This window comes from Flavobacterium sp. Arc2, assembly GCF_041431385.1.
Classification (GTDB): Bacteria; Bacteroidota; Bacteroidia; order Flavobacteriales; family Flavobacteriaceae; genus Flavobacterium.
The window spans coordinates 20,493-42,937 of the sequence record NZ_JASMRH010000017.1 but is presented as its reverse complement, the minus strand read 5'-3'; the positions used below and the strand labels follow the sequence as shown (position 1 = coordinate 42,937).

Sequence of the window (22,445 nt, the reverse complement as noted above, 5' to 3'; positions counted from 1 at the left end):
TTAATGTGTTGTCCCAAATCGATGACTTTATTCCAAAATTATTTAATGAAAAACATTTATCCTAACAATTACAGGCTTTTAGCATATACTTGTAATGATCTTTATCAACCAATTCTATCAATGTAAGGACATCATTTACTACGTGTAAACTTTCTTCTAATAGCGGCTCAATTGTATTATCAAAAGATTCTATTCTATCTAGATGAGAATACTTTTGGACAAAATAATAAATACGATCTCTCTGCATTTGGTCAAAATTATATTTCCTACCAAGATCAAAAACACCTTCCATACCCGAATTGCTGGCAGTTTTAAAACTAGAAAAGCCTTCAAGAAGTCTTCGGACTGAATTTGCAATATAAAAGTAATCGGAAGGATTTAAATTGTCAGCGTTTTGAAATTCTAAAATCGATTTAAAGACAAATTGATACTCTGAATGTGTTTCTGATAATGTTTTATCAGCATCTGTAATTTGACCGGATTTAGCGGAGTAAAAATGAGCTTTAATCTGCATAACATTATTTCCATCTTTTTTGTTTTTTGATTTCATCCAATCTCTAACTTGTTTGAAGAACCAAAAATTATGGGTTAACACAAATATCTGCCTTGCCCCGTGAGTTGAATTCTTGATAAAACTTGAAGCATTAAATAAATGATTACTATCAAAACTGGAAATTGGGTCATCTAAAACAATAATTTGGTTTCCTATTTTGGTATCATTTTCCCGTATTTTAGAAAAGAAATAAATTAATGAAATTGCTGTTTTTTCTCCTTCACTGAGGTTTCTTGCTACAATTCCATTTCTAAGCAACTGATATCCGCCTTGTTCCTGACGCTGTAAAATAATTTCATTTCTACCCAGAAATTTATGCAGGTTTTCGTTTATTTCTGTTATTGCCAGCGTGTCATTACTTAAATCATCGGTTAGAATTTTTATTGCTGCAATTAAGAATTTTGACGCTTTAATTTGACTTTCTTTTAATGTTGCATTTTCTGTAATCTCTTTTTCGATAGTTTTCAAATCCTTTGTTATTGCCGCCTGACTTACAAAATGGTTTTCGATATTGCTTTTTGCTTTTGCTGCTAAATCTGAATATGCTTTGCTCGTGGAGTTGTGTTCTCCAATAACATCAACTACGGTTGTAAGATGAATGTTGAAGTTTTCAAAAACTTCGTTTTCAAAAACTACTTTCTCCAGCGTAACAAATGGATTTGATTTTTTTATTGCTAAAACACTAATCAAGTATTGAATTTTTACAAATACAAATCGAAGATTTGTATTTGTTGCGGCTAATGAACTATTGTAACGCTCTGTGAATTTTTGAAAGAATAAATGACTTTCATTGACTATTTCGCTTCTAATACCTTGCTCTAATTTGGCTGCAAGTTCAGTAATTCTATCAATAAGCTCTTGGTATTCTTTGTTGTAATGTGCTTCTAAATTTTCTATGCAATTTTCGGGTAATGTTTGGCCACAAAACTCACAATTGGCACTATCGTGTGTTTTATGTAATGCTAATCCTGTGGCAACCCATTCACCAATATCAGGATTATCTTTGAGTCTTTCGATTACTTTTGCGCTAATGTTGGTTGCAATTAAACTATTCACTTCGTTATATATTTCTGCAACTTTTTCAATATTAATTGCCCCTGGCAAAGTGGTTGTATCAATTTCTGCTTTTTCACTACCACTTAAAGTGTAATTTTTTTGATTGGTTAGGTCATGCTCAGTTAAAACGTAGGATTCAACAGTTTCAGTTCCTGATTTAATTCTTCCCCAAATAGCAGATGAATGACTTTTGTTATAACTTACGGTTGCATAAATAGTTCCTAAAAAAAAGTCTTTTATTGATTTTGCTGCATCTTTATGGAAATCGTCACTAGTTTTATTAAAAACACTAAGATTTTTATCTATTTTTTTAAATTCTAATTCACTTGCTATTAAATCAATTTTGTGTTTGTCTAATAACTTTTTCTCTTCAATTTTGGTTTTGCTAATGAATACTATTGGTTTTGTTGTAGCATCAATTAACTCAAGGTTTTCTTTTATAAAATCTTGATTAAAAACCTTTATTTCAAGATCGTGATTGTATGTTTTAGAATCAACTTTTCCATTGGTTTCAGATTCTATAACAAAATCAGCTTCTGCAAACTCAGAATGATTTTTATTAGTTTCTAAACAACGAAATAAACGTGCTAAAGTAGTTTTACCACTACCGTTCCAACCATACACGAGATTGAAGACATTGAAAGGTTTAGTTACGATATCCTGTTTATGATTGTCTAAAATACCAAAGTCTTTTATTTTAGTTAATTTCTGTATCATTGTTTCCTGTTTCTTTTAATTTGTCAATATGTTTTTTAGAAAATGTATTTGATCCTGAATGGAATATGTCAAATATTATATTAATGCAATATCTTTTTTCTTAGTCTTCTTTTATTTTTAATGACTGTTTATTTGGTGTCCCAGAAATCATAAGACTTGGAGCAATATGAAGTGGTTTTTCTTGCTTTGCCGTATTGTTTAAAATATCTTTTCTTAATTCATTTACGACTCCAATAAAATTGAATAATAACTCGGGTAGAATTATGCTTGTTACTAATATTTAAATCTTTTAGCAACAAACGAATATTAGTTCTTAATAAGTCAACATTTCCCTTGAGAATTGTTTCAGCGTTGGCACTCTTGCGAACTCCTCCAACTCTAACTAAATCAAATTTCACTTCCATTTTATATTGTATAAGTTTTTACTTTGAGGCTAATTTTCCAAACACAAAGCTATCTTTAAATTAAGCCAATTGTCTAAATCCGTTGCAGTGACTGTTTTCAGTAGTGCATTTACAAAGATTAATTATACAGGCGAAAATTCTTTTTTGCATTGTTGATTTCTTCACTTGATTTATTTAGTAAAGTTCCCAATTTATCGCAAACCTCATCCCAATAAACCTTTGAGCATTTTTTTTGATTGCGATTAAAATTATTAGCACCCAAAAAAGAATCTCGTACTTTTGCTATAGTACAAGGAGAAACTTGAGCACCGTTATCTCTTTTCATTATCGATAATTTCAGCAATCCATATTTTCGCCTCATTCCATTTGTAAATTTCCTCGTTGCCACATTTGAGACAATCAATGGAATCTTTGTCACGAACTGGAATTGAAATTTTTTTCAATCCATGTTTTGTATCGCATTTTGGGCATGTTATTTCGAGATCGTAGTACATAGTGATTTGTGTTAGTGTTATAAAATCGTTTTAGTTCTATGTTGCAGCTCAAAAGTTTGATATTCTTTATTTTTTGACATATTTATAGTTTATTAATTTTCACAATTAGATTCGCCTAACAAAACACCATAAGCATTATCAGAATTCGGGTCATTTATTGAATTGACCTTGACAACTTTTACCCAATTTGTCTTAGCTTTTTTCTCTCGCAATACTTCGCAAATATAGCTTGCGTAACCATCGCGATTTGTTCCGTCGTCGTCGACGGTTATATAAAGAACATTTGCATCAGTAATTATCGCTTCCTTAACTTTAGGTTCTTTGCGAATTTCCTCAAGAGCTAATTTATTATTCGGTTCATCTTGAGGCTTTATTGATTCGCCACAACTTATAAATACTAATGTAGCGATAGTAAAAGCATAAAGTTTTGAATTAATTTTCATATTTATAATGTTTAGATTTGACGTTCTTATTTGTGAAATTTGCGAATAACGGTTTTCAAATGGGCAAAGGCGCCTAACAAACATAATACTTTTGGGCGTTTTTGTTTATTTGCTGTTGTACGTATTGTCATTTGTGGTAGAAGTGATTATAGAAGCTATTAGTTAAAATATCATTTGCACTCTTTTCGAAATCTGGAGTTTCCTCTATCGGCATAAATCCAGAGATGATTGATGGAATTTGCATGGATGACTGAAGTTGAATTAGGGGTATCCTTACACCATTTTTATAGAAATCAAAATGTAGTGCTTTATCAAAAGATTTTTCATCTATCAATTTAAGTTCTTTTGAACATTTTACAATAAAATCAAGTACATATTGGCCAAATTCAAGAGCCTCCTGTTTCGAGGGAATATAGCCTTTGTGAACTACCTTATTTCTAAATGTAACTTTATTATTGTCTAAGCTAAATTTTGGATATCCGAATTCGATTGTTTGCAATGCATAGAATGCTCCGAGCTGTCTCTCCGATTGATTACTCATCTGTTTCCACATTTTAATATAGTTTTCTACTTCTATACTGTGCTTAGTACAAACAAACTTGATCACAAATTCAATAAATCGCTCAAGAGAACTTGCTAAAGTGGATACACACTCTTTTGAGTATCCGTCATTTAAAGCCATTGTCCCCATATCGAAAAGGAGTTCAAATTTTTGATTCTGTAATCGTGACTCAGATTTGTGTCCTTTGGAACATTCAATTATATATGAGTTGTCTTCATTAAATTCTAACAACAAATCTCGACTCCCAGTTTCTTTTTTAATTTTTTCATAGGATTCAGAGGAACGATCAGTTTCATTAAAACACTGCCAGCAAAAGGATGAAACATGTATTTTCATAGGGTGTGATTTATTGCGTACAACGTTTTGCCCGTGCGAGATGGCTCAAAGCTCGTAAACGCTAAGTTTTTAGCTTGATGAAAACTTGATGCGAAACGTTAATTCCACTAAATTCCAGCTATATCAAAATGGAGGTTGTACGCAGTATTTTTTTTAGGTTGTCAAATTTTGCACTTTTTGGGCTACTGAATAATTCATTCCGTCTTCCAATTTAGGACGTAAAATATAATATAAAAAGTCAGGAATTAAAGGGCTCAAAATTCTATTTGAATAAATCCGGTCTTGGATTTTTCGCAATAACGACTTTTCTACATTACTGTTAATAGTTAAGTTACTTAAAGTGTTTTCAATTAAATTTTTCAAATGTTCCAAATTGTCAATTGACTCTGTATTTAAATTGATTTCTTTGTAGGCGAACATAAAAACTGGAATTGAAGGTATTACAACTTCAATTAAAAAAGATTTTAAGTTGATGTCATTTTTTAATGAAATTATTAATAAAATGACGAAAGTGAAAATTACAAGAATTCTCATAGCCCAAGTGTAGCGTTTACGAACTGAGAAATCGTAATAAATATTTGTTCTTTGACACAATATACTTGCGATATTTGTTTGTATGGTTATTAAATTGAGCGAATACCAATTTGTTACTTTAGCAACTTTGTCACTATTTGTTCTTGGTTTTTTTGAATAGGCTCGTATTATTTCACTATCAATATTAACAGTATTCAAAGTTTCGTTTTCTTCAATAATTAGAACTTTGGAGTCAAATGTTTCTTGAATTGAAGCAGCAAGCTTTTTGTATCTATCAATAAAACTTTCTAATACTTTTTCAATTAGAGAAGCTGAAATTAAATATAAAACAAAAACCCAATTTTTTTCCTCAATTAAATTTGGATAATATTTGATTATCAGCGCCAAAATTATAGGTAGTGGGATTGTTATAAATATTAATATTCCTTGTAATATTTTAGCATTAGAATAAATATTTTTTTGTGCCAAAAGTTCGTCAATTTGATAATTTTCAATTTGAGTATCTAAAATATGTTTACCGATATTATCCATAAATTGGGAATTTCGCGCCGAAAATTTCGCGCCATTTATTTATTGCTTTTGATTGATTTTTTTCTTCTGTTTCAGCAGAAGTTGCTTCTTTGGCTTTACTATAAGTTGTGCTTGATTTTTCAGAGATGCTTTTTTTTTCTAAGTAGGTTAGTTTGTTTAAATCTCCCTGAATTCCTTTTGGATCATTTACAGAGTTGTAAATATTTAGAGATAAATAATAAAAAAAATCCCGTATATCAAAATCTATATATTGTGATAAAGTACTTCTGCTTTTTATGAAATTAAGTACTATTTGTTCAAAAAGATATGATGTTAAAGTATGACTTGAATGGTGTTTATTCCAGTATTTTAATGTTCTTATAAGTTGTAATGCTTTTCCATCATAGTTTTGATTTGTATTACTTACTAAATTTTGGTCAATTCTAGGGTCAGTTGATTTCCAATTTCCATTACCGTCAGGAATTAGATATAAATTTGTTGTAGTATAAAAGCAAGGAACTATATCAAAAACCCATTCGTATGATTGTAAATTTAGAGTTGCAGCTTCTCCACGACTATGTAAATCGGCTGATTTATAGTGTGCAATTTGAGCAAGTGATGATTTTAGTTTGTTTACAACCTTTCTTGAATTTAGAATGTCGTTGTCAGATAAATACTTTAATCTGTAGTCTGCATTTGGTGTAAGTATTTTGTAAGTTTCATAGTTTTTGGAATATGTTGCACCATTTGCATTTAGACAGAACATTATGTCAACATCATCAAGTTCCCTAATTTTAGTTTTTCTTGCAAATGATCCATATTTTATATGTTTCTCTTGATATTTAATAGGAAAGTCTAAATCATCTTTAGAGTCCAAGTTGTTTAATTGTATAAACAACCAATCTCTACTTGAATTTGCTTTAATTGTTCTTTCTGAGTCTAAGTTAACAATGTCTTTATTGAATTCGTTAAAAGCAGTATTTACTGTATTTGCCATTTATTTTGGTTGTTATTTTTCGGTAATATTGCGTACAACTTGTATATAGGCGAGATAAAACTGCGCCAATCGACCCTTTTTTGGGTGTATATACGAAGTTTCGTTTTGTACAATATCATATATATAATTATTATCGTACCAATAATCAAATGGACTTTTTATTTGTCGTAGGCTTTTCGATGCCATAATTATCAAATACAATATATCCTATTATGCTTACAAAAAAAGACAAATCAATTAACTAATACAATACCCACTTTTAGTGATATTTCATAAAATAACCGTTCATCTCTGAACGGTTATGTTTTTACATCATTAGCAATCTTTCAAGTGTTCCGAATGGGTAACTTTCTGCTAACTTTATTTTAGCCATAATCTTTTTATATCGTTTCGTTACTTTGATTTACAGCCTAAATTATTGGGGAGTGTTTTTATTCTATGTGTAACGTGTCCCCGATAGCTCGGATATAACACAATATTCTCGTAAACGATAGCGCGGATTTGCAATCCGTGCCCACAGAGTAAATCGACTACCTAAAACAAATCCAACAAAACAATCTCCAACTCATTTTCGAAACCTGCATAATTTCTCGCTGAACTAAAATAATAATCCTCTGGCAAAGTAACTACTTTATCTCTAACCGGATTATTGTGAATATAATTCACTTTTTGTTTTATGAACCAATTGGTTTCTACTATTTCGGCATGATAGCCGTCTTGCCAAACTTTATAGTTTTGTATCCGTTTAAGATGTGCACAAGTTTTTTGAAAATAGGGCAATATCCACTCCCTTCTACTTTCTGGTTCGTCAATTATCGTTTTAATAATTCCCTTTGACGTATGTTTTTTGAAATCACACGTAACATCCGATAAAACAAAGCCATTCGTGCCTTTGCACAACAAGTGAATATGAGAAGGCATAATACAATAAGCATATATTTCTAAGCCTTTGTTGTCCTGACAATATTTTAAAGAATTGATGATATTGTATTTTTGATTGAGCCGTGTAAATACATCTACCCAACCCACAGTTGTTATGGTTACAAAATAAGCTTCTTCAGTAGTTATTGCTTTATATTTGGTAGACATAAATCTTGTTTTTAAATAACAAGACTACAACTTTTTGATGGTTGTAGTCTTTGTTTTAGTTTGCCTTTGTTTGTGGGCACGGATTGCAAATCCGCGCTATCGTTCCGATGACATATCCGAGTCATCAGGTATTTGTATATGCATACTACTGCGTCAACTTTGATAGGTTTGTTGACCATACTATATCGTGTAATTTTTTTCTAGTTAATTCGATTGTTTACATAGACCTATCTCTTTAAAAATCACAATTAAAGATGCAATATGTTGATTAGAAAACAGCATCAGTTCCTTATCAGGGAGGAATTTTTTTTTTACACCACCAATTGATGTACATACTTAGATCTAAATGACATGAATTATCATCCCTTCTCGTTTGGTTTAAAATGCACTTTACCTGGATATTTTTCAGCGTAAGCAAGGATTAAATCCACACTGTATTGGTTGCTTTTGTAAGGAGTGACATGATCCTTTATCTCAGAAGGATCCGTAAAACCAATATCCGAGGCAATATATCCCATGCCATAAAAGTGACCGTTTTCAACCCAAATGCAACTGCGTTCTTCAGCAGTTCTACCTTTGTCTATGATGGCAAAGCTTGGCCTGTTTTTTACTAAAAAAGCAATGGCGTTTTCGACTTGCTCGTTGTGCTGTTCCACTGCGGGTAAATTGTCCCGATCCGGCTCTGGGATGAATTCTCCGCGGTCGTCCATGCCGTAGTTACAGAATCGGTTATCAATGCCAAATTGTTCGGTCAAGCTGCGCAATACATTGATGCCTTTATACAAGCTATTGAAAGATTCAATACCCGTCTGAAATTTTCCCAGTTTTCCAATTGCTAAATACCGATATCCATTACGAGCTTCATACTCATAAAGTCCATATTTAGGGTCAAAGCGTTTGAGTGCCCTGTTGTAGGTGGGCCAGAGCTTTTTGATTTCGCTACACTCCAGCAACAGCGACATTAATTCGGTAGCACATATTTCAAAGGAGATACCGTGTATCTCTCGCAGGAAATTTTGTCTTTGTGGCGTGATATTATGTCCACTGAAATGGGAGGCCACCCGTTTTTTTACGTTGATAGCCTTTCCTACGTAAATGACTTTCCTTGTCTGATCGTAAAAATAATATACACCTGCTTTTTCAGGTAACTGCTCAAAATCAGCAGGCGGTAGGTTAGGGGGTAAGCGCTGGTCTTGTGCCGTCTTTTTTATCATTTTTGCGATTACACCTTCGACGTCCCATTCCAGCAAACGGGAAAACAATATGGCTGTGGCAGCGGCATCGCCACCGGCACGGTGTTGGTTTATCAAAGGGATATCTAGCGAGTGGCAAAGTCTTCCCAAGCTGTACGAACCCAATCCCGATTTAATCTTTCTTGCGGCGCGAACGGTACACAATTTTGGCGCAGTCCATTTGAATCCGCTTGCTTCGAGTTGGTGGCGAACAAACGAATAATCAAAGTTGACATTATGTGCAACGAAAATGCGTCCGGTAAGCATTTCTAAAACCTTTTCAGAAACAGCATCAAAAATAGGTGCATTACGTACCATTTCATTGTTAATGCCCGTAAGCGAAAAAATGGCAAGCGGTATTTCCTTTTCTGGGTTGACGAGGGTTTCCCAGCGGTCGATTATGTTAGTTCCGTCATGGATTATAATGGCAATTTCTGTAATTCTACTGCCACTGGCATTCCCGCCTGTGGTTTCTATATCTACTATTGCGAATTCCTGTTTTTTCATTTGTTATGTAACGTGAACTGTATTGTTATTCTTGTGCAAAATTTTAATAAAGCGCTGCCGCCTTTCCCTAAAACAGTCAAAATATCGCAGGACACAAAAAAAAGTATCCAAATCCAGGTGCACAATTGCTCTTTCCATCTTCTTTTCTGTTTTATACGTTACAAAATTAGTACAGATGACAACAAATTTTATTGTATTTGTTGTTACAAATTATAACAAAATAGTTATGTCTTTATTTTCAGACAACATTAGGAGCCTTAGGGTGCAACATAAAATTTCGCAGGAAAAGCTGTCGGAATCTTTCGGGATAACCAGAGGCAGGTGCACCAAATACGAAGACAGATGGATCCATTATTGTTGGGTGGCATGTTGAAAAGTGAGGAGACGTCAATGATGGCAAGACCTAAATACTGATAGCCAAAAATGAAGGCATGGTGTAAAAGCGATTTAATAAAAACAAAAAAAATGTTTTCGAGGAGTATCTGGCAACAGTTTTTATCCTCCTTATGGAGTCAAAGTTTCCGCTATACCTGAGATATGGCAATAGGTGTGTAACATTGGATTCACAGATGAACAACAGCTGTTAAAGCAAACGGCAAGTGTAAAAGATCTGTTTTTGGAGGTAAAAAGAGATAGTAATGATTTAATAATTAATCTTTATATAGGCTATTCTTAAAAAGGCGTACCTAAGTCAGGAGACTACGGAGAGCGGGAGATATTTAGTGAACCGCGTTGCAAACGCTACGACTCGTTTTTATAAAGAAAGTAGGCACTCGTTACAAACGAGCGCCAGAGGGATAGAGCTGGTGTCTCAATCTTTGCCGCAAAAAATTAGCTGTCAATAAAAACGGCTATTTTGTGTTTTTTTAAAGCAGGGCATGAGCGAGAACGTTATGGTGAGCTGGGTAGTCGATCCTTCATGAAAGAAAAACCGTTATTATGGGCAATTGTAATCAAGGGCAGAATACTCTCTTTATATCTCTGATAATCAAAGCTATTTACATTATCTAAATCAGGAAAAATGGTAAGGTACTCTTCTAAATATTTGTTTTTAGTGTTTTTGTTTTTTACGATTTCAAAAGCAGTTTTTTGAAGGTTAAAAAACTTATCAAAATATTTATCTACGGATGGCAGCTTATCACTTTTATAGGAATTAAAGCTTTTGTCAATTGGTATTAGATTCCATATTAAATCATGTGACACAAAAGCATGTGGTACAAAATGATCTAATGCATACCTTTTCTCGTCAAAAATTAATTTGTTTCCGGTGAAAACACATTCTATGGAGCCTAATTCATTAAATACCAATTTCCAATATTCGTTGGTTTGTTTGGTTAAGGAATTTCTGGTGATTGTTTTGTTTATCTTATTTGGAATATCCGGAACGCTTGGATTTCTTTTTTGGAGAAATAGAGATAAGTTCCAATAGCAAAAGTTTTTGAGTATTTTTGAATTAGATTTTAAATAGGATGACCACAAGGGGTTAATATTTATGAAATCTTTTTCTAAACTGTAGAGACATCCATTATCAAAGTTTTGTGATTGTAAATAAATACTATTACGATTGCCTGAAAACCAAGGAGAGATGAACCAATGTGGGACATTTTTATCGAAATGATTTAAAATTTTAATGGTTTGGTTGTTAGTGGTGTTTTCTAAAACAGCATTTATTTTGTTTTTATTTTCATCGATTGTAAGGTTTTCAATTTTCAGAATTGATCTTACGGATTCTTGAATAAGATCCTGTTTACCAAAAGAGACATGGAAATAGTTTACTGTGTACCAAGAATTACTTATCATTCTTGAGAAAAGGTTTCTTTTATAAATGGCTGTATTGCCTTCTTCCACTAATTCAAGGATAGCCAAAAACCAATAAAACTTATAGGTAGCCGACGTACTTGCAAATATTGAAGCTAATCTATTTACTGGCAGATTTTCGGAAAACGGTAAGTTCATATAGTAGTGGGTTTTTAATTGCTTTTTCGATGCTATTCAGTTTTTTGAAAAACACTCAAAAGGTTTTGCCGTTAGTCTAGATTCTGAATTAAACAGTAATACTTAACTTATGAGCTTAGAAAGTAGCACTTCTCTTATTAGTTATGAGTACTAGCGAGACATTCTCACCAGCGGGGGAACAAAGGCAAAGTATTGCATTATGATTTTATTTATTGTGTTGTATTTTGATTTTAGTTTATCGATTTTGTTTTCTCTAAAATAGTATTTGTCATAAAAATATAGTCAAAAATCAATTTTTGAATATCTGTTACTTCTTGTGGTATAAATACATAAGAATATGGACCGTTATTGTTTGAGTCCATTTCCCTTTTGTATTTGTAATGGTTAGCTTCAAATTTTATATTCTCTAAAACTTTTATTATTTGATTCAAGTTTTTCGACTGAAAATTAAATCGAATCTCAAGACCTTCTCTGAACATAACATCAGCATAAGGCAATAGTTTTTTGCAAAAAACATATGTATTGGTGCTATTTATTTTAACTCCTGAATACCTTTCTTGAAAGTATTGATGAATTCTTATAAGGTCCTTATCTATTAATGGAAAAATAGTTTTATTGACTTTTATGATTTTATCATCTTCTGCTTCAATAACAATTGTGTTATCAGTTAGATTAGTTTTAGTCGAGTTTAAAACACCCACGTATTTACGATCATGAGTATAATTTTCTCTAGTAGGTTTATCAGCAGCTTCTAACAATTCGGTCTCAAATTCATTATGGTATTTTTTCTCGAAAAAAGCGTTGTTATAGAGTAACTCGGTAACATCATAAATTACTTTAGACTCAATATATCTTTTAGTTTTGTCTTTACTGGTTTCTATAAATACAGGTCTTTTAACATAAATACATGGATTTTTTGAGAGCAATTCTTTAGTATAGTTAAAGGAGTCTTCATACAATTTTTCAGATTTGGATTCTTCCTTTTGAAAACAGATACCATATTCAATGTTTCCTGTCATAGATTTACCAAGAAGATTTAGAGAAGTCAATAAGGCTTCACTTTCATTGGAAAAATATTTAGCATGTAAATTATGGCAATAGATTATAGTGACATGGCTAAATTCTTTGAATAATTCTAAATTTTCTGGATTTAAACTTTTTCTGGTTTCTCTTTCGTTTTTACCAAAAATGATCACAATTTTAAGTTCAGGATTGTTCTTTAATTGTTTAAATATTTTTTTACAATACTCATCTAATATGATATAAGGGGAAAGTATAATAAGTTCTTTTTTTGCATTCCAGATGATGTCCGTTAGTTTGTCATCTAATTGTTTGTCGGTAATGAATTCTGCCATTTTAACATAATATTATATTAGGATATTCCTTTTAATTTTCCAAAAGTCTCAAATTCAATATATTTTGAATCAAATAATTCAACAGGAATTTTTTTCTGCAATAACAAGTGGAAATTTTCTTCATGTGTTGAAACTATTAATTGTTTGCCTAAAAATAAAATCACACTTCTAAATAAATCGATAAATGATAATATGTTTATGCTGTCCATAGATTGAATTGGGTCATCAATAAAAATACAATCTACGGATTTTCCAGATTCTGGATTTTTAGCTTTTAAAGCTCTTGCTAAAAATATACTTAAACTTAAAATATTAATTTGTGCTGTACTGAAATACAATGAAGGAATAGACTTTTCTCTTTTACCATTAACAATCTTTATAGTATAAATTTGAAGGCGTGGATTTTTATCTTCAAAATCACATTCAAATTCAATTTCACTATAATCGGGATGTGGATCTATTTTGCTGTAAATCGTATTTATTAATTCTTTATAGAAAAATCCATTAATTGTTTTCCTTAAATATTTTATTAAGTTATCCTTTTCAGCTTTTAATTTAGTTTTTACAATTATTAATCTATTAACTTCGTTGGAAAACCCGTCTATTTCTTTTTGAATTTTTTCAGCTTCGGTAACTTTTAAACAATCATCTTTTAGTTTATTAATAATTACATAATTTTCATTGATATTTGATAATAGTTTTAGCTTTTCTTTTTCAATATTTCTGATTTTTTCAAACTCAATATCAACTTGGGTTTTATCTGTACTTACTAAATCAATTTTGAATTCGGATTTAATATATTGCTCAAAATTTTGAATAATATTTTTGACTAGATTAATTGTGTTTTCTACTTCTTCAAACTTTTTTAGGGCTTCGTCTTTAGTTAGAGTATTAGTCAATAATTTTGAATTTAATTCACTCAAAAACTTTAAATTTTCTTCAGCATCATTTTTAAGTTTGTTAAGATGTTCACTACTTTTTTTAATCGTTTCTTCTAAAAAGATTATGTTTATGTCATTTGTTTTCAGAGTATTTGTATAAAAATGTATTACATCATTATATTCTTTAGCCGATTTTAGTTCAGTAATATCTTTTAGAATAATGTCTTTATTTTCATTGGCACTCTTTATTAAATTATGGTGATCATTAATAGCAGTCTTATTCTTGATGCCGACACTATTGATGTCAGAGATTTCTTTTTCGGAAACAGTTATTTCTTTGCTTATTTTCTCTTCAAAGTCTTTAGTATTAACCGTGTTTTCAAAAAAATGATTGACTTCTTTAATTTCATTCTCCGATTTAATCAACTGCTGAATTTTCTCTTCTTTTAATTCTCTAAGTTTAATAAATTCAATTTCAATTTTTAGTTTATCTTTCTCAAAAGGCTCAATCGCTTTTTTCAAATATTCTTTTAAAATAGATTTATTTGTGGAGATATCTTCTGAATACTTTTTAGTTTCATTTTCTAACTTCAATTTACGTTCTAGACTTTCTTTTACTATTTTGCCTAGTAATTTATTTTCAATGATTTTACTAGAAAGGTCATTAAATGATTTATAGGTATGGTTACATAATGGACAATCAGAACTATTGTTTTTAGTAACAATTTCTAAACCTTTTGAAACAAAATCTTTTAGTTCATTATTCAGTTCATTTTGCAAAACAATTTTTTCATTAATTGTTATGATTTCTTCTTTTGCGAGATAAGTTTTATTTTCAAGTGCGAGTGTTAAAGTTATTAATTCTTTACTGTCTTTGAATTCTTCTAAATCAATCAAAATTTTAATATCAGTATCGATTTTATCGTTAAAAAATTGATGTTGAATTAATTTAAGTTTTATCCCCTCTATTAATCTGTCTTTTTCTGAAATAGATTCGTTCAAAACACTAATCTGTGGTTTTAACAGTTCATTACTTTTGCTTAAGCTAGTCAATTTTTCGCTTTGATAAGGAATGTTTTTTAATGTAGTTTGTTTGACAATTAATTCATTTTGTAATCTGTCTAGATCGGCAGCATTTTTTTGATTTATTTCATTAAAATCGTTTATTACTTTTTCACTTTTTAGCTTTTCACTGTCATAACTATCATAAGTCTTATTTCTTTCATTGATTTCATTCTCAATGGTTAAATACGTTTTAAATTTTTCTTTGAATAATAAATATAATTTATTTAATTCTAATTCTTCGCTAATTTGAGTTTTTAGCTTGCTATCTTTTAATTCACAATTTTCCTTATTCTTAATTTTAGTAACTATATCATTTATATCATTCTTTGCTTTTTCTAAATCAATAACTTTATTACGATTATTAAAATAATTAAAAATCCCTTTATTGTTATCATCGTTAGTATCTGCAATGCCATTATATTCAATGTCAATATTTCCAATTCTTAATTTAACTGTCTCGATTTCTATTTCTAAACTGATTAATCGGGATTTAATTTTCTGATCTAAAAAATCATACTTTGGTTGAGTAAATGTTTCTTTTTCAATTAAATCTATTTCTTCTTTTTTGCCCTTTAAAAATTGAAGTGCTTTATTTATTTCATCAAATTTTTTACCATCTTCTTCAAAATCAATTTTTAATTGAGTTTTTTGTTTTTCCTTAATTTCTGCATTTAGTTCTTTTGTTTTGGATTCAATATTATCAAATAGTATTGTTAAGTTCTTTAATGAGTTATTGTAAGATTTAATTTCAGGGTTAAACTCAACAAACTTGGTATATCGATCTTCTGCTTTTTCCTCTTTAATAAATTTGTCAATTAAATCCTGACTTAGTATAACTTCTTTAAAAAAAATATTAATGGAATCTCCTTTTTTGTTATATTTTTTTCGCTTATTAATTTTTTTTACAAATTCTTCCGTAGTAGTTTCAACTTTTACTTGACCTTCACTTGAGTTATTATTTAATAATATTTGATTATTGTTATCCTTATTGTTTTTGATAAAATCATTCATTTTATCAAATCTCTGGATTTGATGTGTTACACCCCACTCAACAGCATCATAAAAAGATGTTTTGCCATAACCATTTGGAGCATAAATAGAAATAAAATCGGCTATTTTATGAGTAGAAATCATAAAATTAAAAGTTGAATCTTCAACTTTATTAAATGCTCTAAATCCTGAAATTTGAACTTTTTTAATTTTCATTTTTTAGTTGTTTTAATAATTCTATTAAATATTTTTGCTTACTAGTATCTCCATTAATAGTATCGTCTTTTGGGATTAATTCCCATAAATTTTGATTTATTGGTGAATAAACCTCTTGAAGTGAACCATTTGTATCTGCAATAACTTTTATTAAATCAGTATTTGTAATATGCTTTATAATTAACTCATTAGCTTTTTCATCCGTTAACTCCGTTTGAAAATCATCTTCAACAATTTTTCTATTTGAAAATCTATTATTTTCAATTTTGTTTTTAAGTTCTTTTGTAGTTTTGTCTTGGCAAACATAAATGATATAAATATTCCATTTATCAATGACATCACTAATCTTACTTTGATATTTAAGAGCTATTTCTTCTGAAATTTTCTCCCAATTATCATTTTCTTCAAAATCTTTACTTAAACCGTAAACAAATAGAACACTAATATTAATGTTTATCTTTTCAATAATGAATTTGAAAATTAAACTTTTATAAGTTTCTGTTAATTCTTTAAGTATATTTTCTTTATAAGGTAAATAATTCTCCATAAATGCTATTTAATTTACTTAATAATTCTGGTTGATTACTATTGTTAAAGTCTTTGAATTCTTCGCTTTTCCCTGTTATTAGGAACTTTTTTAAAAATTCAAAATGAATAAATCTATATTTATCAAAAACAAATTCTTTTGCTTCTCCAGCTGCGTCATCAATAAAAACATCTCCGAAATTGCCATTTTGATAATCTTTTTTTAAATTACCAATACTTGGAATGATACTGTCTTTATCTATTTTATAATGTTCGATTTTTTCTTTTGCAGGAATCTCTTTTGTATTAATTAGTACAGTTCCATTAACTTGTAAATCGGTTAAATCACAATTCATACATTCCTTCAAAAAGTCACTCCCTTGCCACTTTGAATTTGTATTTTTATAAATTAATCTAACCTTGTTGAATAAATCTTCTAAATCTAAAAAGCAGTGCACTTTACTCTTTGCTATATTCATTATAACTAAAAATTCTAACCAAGTTGCGTAAATTATTTCATCGTTCAAGATGGTTAAATCTTCATTGTTTAAAATCAATCTTTCTTTAAAAAAATCTTTTATTCCAACAGGAGTAATATCACTACTAATTATTTGATTTGCCTTATGTTTTAAAAAATTTCGTGTAAAAATAATATCATTATCGTCGGCGCCTGCATCTATATTAAATACTTTATCTTTTAAAAAACTGAAATTCGCTAAATAAGGAGGTAGAAGTGGAGTCAGTTTATCCTTGTATTCATCAATAATCTCATTAAAACACCCTATAGGTGTAAACTCAATACGCCCTAAAAATTCTTCGTTAGAAACTACCCTACTTTGAATACCTGCTAATACAAGATAATCACCTTGGATTTTAACAATCCCACCACCAGAAGAACCTACAAGTTCAGCGTGGTTTTGATTTTTACTAATATCTGCTTCTCTTCTTTTGTTTGCTATTTCTGTTAATATTGTTACATCCAAATCAGCCCTAAACCATCCTAAATTAATTGATTGGATTATGGAATTTCTTCTTATGGATGGATAACCAGATAGACAATAATCCTTATTATCGATACAAATATCTTCCTTGATAATTATTTTTTCAACATTAGCAATTTTAGGAAGTTTTATAATTGAAATATCAACACCATCTTCTGAATGAGGAAAATAATTTTCTCCAATTTCAAGTTCAAAAGGAGGTTTTACCACTTCGTAAGTGTTTGTAATAGCATTGAAAAAATGAATAGTGACGAGATTATTGTATGGTTCAGAATCTACATCTTCGAAAACGTGTTTTGCAGTTAGAATATAGGAATACTCAATATCCATTGGTTGGAAAATAACTCCACTTCCACCATTAATACAAACTATATATTTTTTAATATCGTCTTGATTCATCTTTAAAATTCAAATTCATTTGTAATTGCAATTGGATTAAAGTTTGGATAATCCAATTTATCTTGTTCCGTAAATATCATTTCCATTCTCTCTTTATAATTAAAGTAAATATTACAATCCTCCTTTTCTTTAATCAATCTAGATAATAATTGTTTGTGTGGATGCTGGTCTCCAGATCCATTTGTACTAACCATAAAGTTTTTAGAATTAATACATTTTAAAAGTTCAATACTTGTATTTCCTTTGCTTCCGTGATGTGATACTTTTACAAATTTTGCAATTAATTTATTGTCTTCGCAATAATTAAAATTATTAAGTCCTTCTACGATCACTGATGGGTGCGAATCCCCAAGAAAAAGAAAATTATCTTCTTCTTTTTTTAGTATAAACGCTATTGAGCTTCCATTTGGATATGCATTATCTTCTAAAAATATATCGTTTGCCAAATGTTCTTTTATTGTTTTGGCATAATCGTTTGGCTTTGAGGCTGTATTTAAATTTGGTTCTTTAATTTTCCATTCTTTTAATAATAATTCAAGTTTAGTCTTATTTGGAGATAAGATTTTGAAATCATAACCAAATCTTCTAAGTTCATTTGCCTGTAATATAATATCAGTAAATAATATTCCTTTTTCAGTTATGTATTCACTAAAATCAATACCCTGATCTATACTAGTCAAAGTTGTTTTATCAGAATTAATTAGATGCTCTAAATCTTTGTTTTCAGATTGTTTCAAAAATGTTGCAATGCCCTTTCCTGAATTAAACCAAACTTCTTTAATAAGTTTGAAAGCATTTTCATCATCATTAAACCATTTTATAATGCCGCCAATGTGATCTTCATCAATATGAGTTATTATAAGTAAATCAATAAATTTATTATTGTTTCTAATTGTATCAATAATTATTTTAAGTTCTCCAAATTCAGGTTTTCCTTTTGATCCTTTATCTGTTTTATATGTTTTTTTTATCCCTCCATCAATTAGGATGTTTTTATCTGACCCATCAGTATCTTGCAGAGATATTAAAATTGAATCCCCGTTATATGCTTTTAAAAATTTAATTTTCATTTTCTAAATTTAATTAATTCCCTTCAACAACTTTAATCTCTTCCTCTGTCAACCATACAACTCATAAACCATTCTGTTGATTTATTGTTAGTGCAATTACTTTTTTACAAAACACATTCGAAAACCCCAACTACTTTCAAACTACTCAAATCCTCTTCTTCAAGTATAATATTTTGATACTCTATATTATCTGAAAGTGGTTTTAAAATAATTGACTCATGAATCCATGTGTCATTTCCCATGTTTTTTTTGCTTCTATATTCTTTTACAGTATAGCCCGAACCAAAATCAGGGTCTTGTATATTTGTACTTTCAACTAGAACTATTTTTCCATCTCTGGAGCCTGCTGAATATTTTCTGAACATACAAATTGATCCGTTTGGAATTATTTTATTCATGGATTCACCAATAACTTTACAAGCAAATAAATCTTGTGATGGTTTATAAGTTGCAGGTAATGAAATCCATTCACAATCATCTACGGTTTGTAATTCACTGAAGTTTCCTGCTGCAACCTTTAAATCATATAATGGAATACTATTTACATAAGGAATAACTTCATTATCTTCTAAAATTACATTTTGTTTTTCAGTCTTGAATTTAGGGATAAATTGAGAAAAATAGTTCCTTAGGTTTTTATCACAAACATATACATACGTCCCTTTAATACCTCTAAGCATTATCGTTTTGTATATATTTAAAATGAAATTTTTTAACTCCTCTGGATCAACAATGGATTGTTTTCCATTTACATCGTAATAATTTTCTTTTAAAATCTTGATTTGATTGTTCGCTTTGTCATATGTAATTTCATTTCCAAAAATTATTCCTGTATAATTTAAATCGTAACCTTGGGTAGTATGAATACAACCCACTTCATCTCTAGAGTTTTTAGAATTAACCCAATCAATATTTGTACTATTCCATTTTAATCGTGTATTTTCAATTTCAATATCATAATCTTGCTTGGCGTCTTTTTTGTTAGTCATCCAAGGCCACGAATACCCAGCTACTAATCTTGAAAGCCCGTTTTCTATATCTCTAGATTTTATTTCATTTACGATGTCTTCTATAGAATCAAAAAGAATAAATTCATATTCTTTAGAACTAAATAATGTGTCAGAATTATCTAATTTACATTTTAACAGATTATCTATATAGCTGACATAATCATTGCCTCCTTTCGACCTAAACTGAGATTTTAAATGTTCTATTTTTGTTAAACCATTCACTTTTAGTTTATCAAAATCTTCTTTCTTTACATCTGATGGTTTTATGGATTGGTTTTCATCATAAAAATATACAGCACTTTCAGATTGTTTCATTATCCAATCTAATTCATTGCAGGTATATTTATCTAATTGTAATTTTTCGCAAACAACATCAAATGCTCTAAAATAAGCACCTAAATTAACCCGTCTCCTTAATCGGTGCGACTCGTCTACGATAACAATATCAAAAGTGTCCTTTACGATTTCTGCAGGACCAATTACCATATTGGCATTTAATCCCTTAATATTTTTAAAAACTTTTTTTAAAGTAGTTCTAAAAGACGACATTGGAACAACTAATGCCATTTTGGGGTTTGGATATTTTATTTTCAATTGAAAGACAATTTCCATGAATTCAAATTCATCATTTCCGAATTCCTCAAAGTTAAAATCTTCGTTTGTAGTATTAAGTAACTTAAATAAGAAAATGGCTAAAATTGTTTTCCCAGTTCCTGCACCGCCTTCAATGATAATATTTTTATACCGATTATCCAGAAGATTTTTCATAATAACCAGTAGACCGCTCTTTTGTTCTGAGGTTAAAGTTTTGTAGGGTGAATATTTAAATAAATCAGAATTGTCAATATAATCAATAGGGTGTTTAGCTATTCCAACCGATCTTAAGTTATCCCAAATGGATTTAAAGATATCCCAATAAACTTCTTTCTTTTGGTAGTAATTGTGATTGGCTAATCCAATATTTCCATTAATTAATTTATATTGCCCATCTCCAGAAATGTATTTAATGAGATTAGACTCTATGTCTAATGTTGCAGATTTATTAAACCTTTCACTTGAAATTAAATGGACTGCTGAAAGTTTATTTTTTATGTTATTCTTTAAATGACTGCTCATTCTAGCATACGCATCTGTCGTTTCGCCAACGTAAGCTTCATTTACATTTCCATCACTTAAAATATAAACAACAGGCCACAAGTCTTTAACGTAATGTATATTATTAAATTCACTAACAAGGCTTGAATCAAAATCAAATTTTTTAATAGAGAAAACTGGGTTTTGACTCATAGTTCATTGTATTTTTTCGCAGTGCCTTTCGCTTTTTCAACAGGATACTTTAAAGCATTTTTTTTAATTTTTTCTGAAACGATATCAAAAATATCCAAGTTGTGTTTTTCTGCTAATAAAAAAGCAAATGAGAGTACATCGGCAAGTTCTTCTTTTAACTTCTCTGGGTTTATGTTTTCAACTTCAGTATCTTTTTTCCATAAAAAAAGTTCATTCAACTCTGAAGCTTCAATAGAAATGGCAAGCGCCAAATTTTTAGAATCATGAAACTGTTTCCAATCTCTTTCGTTTCTAAATTGAATTAATTCTTCAATTACTTTTCTATACTTATCCATAGCGTTCAAAAATTACATTTTTAATATACCCAAACTTAAGGATAATAAAAGTCTTACACAATTTCTATTTGAGGGATACTATATCGAATTTGTTAGGTTATTGCGTTTGTGTAAAAGAACAATAATTTTCAGGAATTTGCTATACCCACTTTTAGTGATATTGATAAAATGTTTTTACAAGTTGATTTGAGGTCTTTTAATCATAAAAAGTTGTTTTGTAGATACTTGAATTTGTATTGTATTGAAGTTATCTAAATATACTTGAAATTCATGTAAATGAATTAAGTCTGTTTTCTGTCCAGTGCTTTGTGGTAATTGTACCAAATGGATGGTTTCAAACAAGATGGTATTTACTGAAATCTTTTCCAAAACAATCAATAATGCGTGATAAATTGTTTTGTTGCTGCAGTGAATAGTGTGGTTTTTGAGATGGATATGAATGGTCTGTTTTTCACCGTAATTCTTCAGGTTAATTGTAATGAATTTTGCCTGATTCTCTTTGAGATTGATATCCTTAATGATGAAAGGACTGTCTAGTTTGTTTATGCTTTTTTCAATGGTTTCTTTTGAGTCAATAAAGGCCGTGAATTTCCATGTTTTTACTACTGGCGCATTGTCCACCAGGTCAATAACTTGTTTGAATAATTTGTGATTGCCCTTCGCGGTAATTATCAATTCGAATTGGTCAGTAGTTTTTTTAGGAAAGACAATGATAAAGTCTATTTTCCTGCAATAATAGTAGAGGTTTTGCTTGATCCAATAACAGATTGTTTTTTGGTTTTCAGGAGAATGATTTAGAAGGTTTTTGATGGTGTGGTGGTTGTCGAGGAACCAGTTCCAGAAGTTTTTCATTTGTTGTTTTTTTCAGGTTTAAAGTTTCAAGTTGCTTCTCGATACAATTTTTAAGTGAAAAACTTAAAA

18 protein-coding genes are annotated in these 22,445 nt (G+C 29.9%); all 18 read right to left on the bottom strand.

What is annotated here, in order from left to right:
* Positions 1-61: 61 nt before the first annotated feature.
* The 18 genes from QO182_RS12720 to QO182_RS12635 all read right to left on the bottom strand — a co-directional run bounded on the left by QO182_RS12720 (position 62) and on the right by QO182_RS12635 (position 22,376).
* Positions 62-2,326, bottom strand: coding sequence for an AAA family ATPase (locus tag QO182_RS12720; RefSeq protein ID WP_371562015.1), 2,265 nt, complete (start codon positions 2,324-2,326; stop codon positions 62-64).
* 522 nt (positions 2,327-2,848) lie between these two features.
* Positions 2,849-3,055, bottom strand: a complete 207-nt coding sequence (locus QO182_RS12715) for a hypothetical protein (RefSeq protein WP_371562014.1) — start codon at positions 3,053-3,055, stop codon at positions 2,849-2,851.
* A complete protein-coding gene (locus tag QO182_RS12710; protein WP_371562013.1) occupies positions 3,042-3,173 on the bottom strand; it encodes a hypothetical protein in 132 nt (43 codons plus the stop codon). The genes QO182_RS12715 and QO182_RS12710 overlap by 14 nt, the downstream gene beginning before the upstream one ends.
* 143 nt (positions 3,174-3,316) lie before the next feature.
* Positions 3,317-3,667, bottom strand: a complete 351-nt coding sequence (locus QO182_RS12705) for a hypothetical protein (protein WP_371562012.1) — start codon at positions 3,665-3,667, stop codon at positions 3,317-3,319.
* Positions 3,668-3,794: 127 nt separating this feature from the next.
* Positions 3,795-4,565, bottom strand: coding sequence for a hypothetical protein (locus tag QO182_RS12700; protein ID WP_371562010.1), 771 nt, complete (start codon positions 4,563-4,565; stop codon positions 3,795-3,797).
* Positions 4,566-4,718: 153 nt separating this feature from the next.
* A complete protein-coding gene (locus QO182_RS12695; RefSeq protein WP_371562009.1) occupies positions 4,719-5,630 on the bottom strand; it encodes an S-4TM family putative pore-forming effector in 912 nt (303 codons plus the stop codon).
* On the bottom strand, positions 5,623-6,606 hold the full coding sequence (locus QO182_RS12690) for a hypothetical protein (protein WP_371562007.1): 984 nt from the start codon (positions 6,604-6,606) through the stop codon (positions 5,623-5,625). Before QO182_RS12690 ends, QO182_RS12695 begins: the two co-directional genes overlap by 8 nt.
* Positions 6,607-7,140: 534 nt before the next feature.
* Positions 7,141-7,695, bottom strand: coding sequence for a transposase (locus tag QO182_RS12685; RefSeq protein WP_371562006.1), 555 nt, complete (start codon positions 7,693-7,695; stop codon positions 7,141-7,143).
* A gap of 359 nt (positions 7,696-8,054) precedes the next feature.
* Positions 8,055-9,434: an exonuclease domain-containing protein gene (locus QO182_RS12680; protein WP_371562004.1), complete on the bottom strand. Its 1,380-nt coding sequence runs from the start codon at positions 9,432-9,434 to the stop codon at positions 8,055-8,057.
* Positions 9,435-10,325: 891 nt separating this feature from the next.
* Positions 10,326-11,390, bottom strand: coding sequence for an HNH endonuclease domain-containing protein (locus QO182_RS12675; RefSeq protein ID WP_371562002.1), 1,065 nt, complete (start codon positions 11,388-11,390; stop codon positions 10,326-10,328).
* 230 nt (positions 11,391-11,620) lie between these two features.
* A complete protein-coding gene (locus QO182_RS12670) occupies positions 11,621-12,745 on the bottom strand; it encodes a phospholipase D family protein (RefSeq protein WP_371562000.1) in 1,125 nt (374 codons plus the stop codon).
* A gap of 17 nt (positions 12,746-12,762) precedes the next feature.
* Positions 12,763-15,897: an AAA family ATPase gene (locus QO182_RS12665; protein ID WP_371561998.1), complete on the bottom strand. Its 3,135-nt coding sequence runs from the start codon at positions 15,895-15,897 to the stop codon at positions 12,763-12,765.
* Positions 15,887-16,444 carry an ABC-three component system middle component 1 gene (locus QO182_RS12660; protein WP_371561996.1) on the bottom strand — a complete coding sequence of 186 codons (558 nt, stop codon included), beginning with the start codon at positions 16,442-16,444 and terminating at the stop codon, positions 15,887-15,889. The genes QO182_RS12665 and QO182_RS12660 overlap by 11 nt, the downstream gene beginning before the upstream one ends.
* The gene (locus tag QO182_RS12655; protein WP_371561994.1) at positions 16,422-17,822 is read right to left on the bottom strand and encodes an ABC-three component system protein; all 1,401 of its coding nucleotides are present in this window, start codon (positions 17,820-17,822) and stop codon (positions 16,422-16,424) included. The genes QO182_RS12660 and QO182_RS12655 overlap by 23 nt, the downstream gene beginning before the upstream one ends.
* A gap of 2 nt (positions 17,823-17,824) precedes the next feature.
* Positions 17,825-18,892: a ComEC/Rec2 family competence protein gene (locus QO182_RS12650; protein ID WP_371561992.1), complete on the bottom strand. Its 1,068-nt coding sequence runs from the start codon at positions 18,890-18,892 to the stop codon at positions 17,825-17,827.
* A gap of 104 nt (positions 18,893-18,996) precedes the next feature.
* On the bottom strand, positions 18,997-21,189 hold the full coding sequence (locus tag QO182_RS12645; RefSeq protein ID WP_371561990.1) for a DNA/RNA helicase domain-containing protein: 2,193 nt from the start codon (positions 21,187-21,189) through the stop codon (positions 18,997-18,999).
* On the bottom strand, positions 21,186-21,524 hold the full coding sequence (locus QO182_RS12640; protein WP_371561988.1) for a nucleotide pyrophosphohydrolase: 339 nt from the start codon (positions 21,522-21,524) through the stop codon (positions 21,186-21,188). The genes QO182_RS12645 and QO182_RS12640 overlap by 4 nt, the downstream gene beginning before the upstream one ends.
* 174 nt (positions 21,525-21,698) lie before the next feature.
* Entirely contained in the window at positions 21,699-22,376 is a 678-nt protein-coding gene (locus tag QO182_RS12635) for a hypothetical protein (RefSeq protein WP_371561987.1), read from the bottom strand.
* Positions 22,377-22,445 lie beyond the last annotated feature (69 nt).

What these genes read in the sequence shown, in the direction of transcription:
- QO182_RS12720 (WP_371562015.1), bottom strand. Translation starts at nt 2,326, where the DNA reads ATGATACAGAAATTAACTAAAATAAAAGACTTTGGTATTTTAGACAAT.
- QO182_RS12705 (WP_371562012.1), bottom strand. Translation starts at nt 3,667, where the DNA reads ATGAAAATTAATTCAAAACTTTATGCTTTTACTATCGCTACATTAGTA.
- QO182_RS12650 (WP_371561992.1), bottom strand. Translation starts at nt 18,892, where the DNA reads ATGAAAATTAAATTTTTAAAAGCATATAACGGGGATTCAATTTTAATA.
- QO182_RS12635 (WP_371561987.1), bottom strand. Translation starts at nt 22,376, where the DNA reads ATGAAAAACTTCTGGAACTGGTTCCTCGACAACCACCACACCATCAAA.
- QO182_RS12640 (WP_371561988.1), bottom strand. Translation starts at nt 21,524, where the DNA reads ATGGATAAGTATAGAAAAGTAATTGAAGAATTAATTCAATTTAGAAAC.
- QO182_RS12655 (WP_371561994.1), bottom strand. Translation starts at nt 17,822, where the DNA reads ATGAATCAAGACGATATTAAAAAATATATAGTTTGTATTAATGGTGGA.
- QO182_RS12645 (WP_371561990.1), bottom strand. Translation starts at nt 21,189, where the DNA reads ATGAGTCAAAACCCAGTTTTCTCTATTAAAAAATTTGATTTTGATTCA.
- QO182_RS12695 (WP_371562009.1), bottom strand. Translation starts at nt 5,630, where the DNA reads ATGGATAATATCGGTAAACATATTTTAGATACTCAAATTGAAAATTAT.
- QO182_RS12685 (WP_371562006.1), bottom strand. Translation starts at nt 7,695, where the DNA reads ATGTCTACCAAATATAAAGCAATAACTACTGAAGAAGCTTATTTTGTA.
- QO182_RS12675 (WP_371562002.1), bottom strand. Translation starts at nt 11,390, where the DNA reads ATGAACTTACCGTTTTCCGAAAATCTGCCAGTAAATAGATTAGCTTCA.
- QO182_RS12670 (WP_371562000.1), bottom strand. Translation starts at nt 12,745, where the DNA reads ATGGCAGAATTCATTACCGACAAACAATTAGATGACAAACTAACGGAC.
- QO182_RS12680 (WP_371562004.1), bottom strand. Translation starts at nt 9,434, where the DNA reads ATGAAAAAACAGGAATTCGCAATAGTAGATATAGAAACCACAGGCGGG.
- QO182_RS12665 (WP_371561998.1), bottom strand. Translation starts at nt 15,897, where the DNA reads ATGAAAATTAAAAAAGTTCAAATTTCAGGATTTAGAGCATTTAATAAA.
- QO182_RS12700 (WP_371562010.1), bottom strand. Translation starts at nt 4,565, where the DNA reads ATGAAAATACATGTTTCATCCTTTTGCTGGCAGTGTTTTAATGAAACT.
- QO182_RS12660 (WP_371561996.1), bottom strand. Translation starts at nt 16,444, where the DNA reads ATGGAGAATTATTTACCTTATAAAGAAAATATACTTAAAGAATTAACA.
- QO182_RS12715 (WP_371562014.1), bottom strand. Translation starts at nt 3,055, where the DNA reads ATGAAAAGAGATAACGGTGCTCAAGTTTCTCCTTGTACTATAGCAAAA.
- QO182_RS12690 (WP_371562007.1), bottom strand. Translation starts at nt 6,606, where the DNA reads ATGGCAAATACAGTAAATACTGCTTTTAACGAATTCAATAAAGACATT.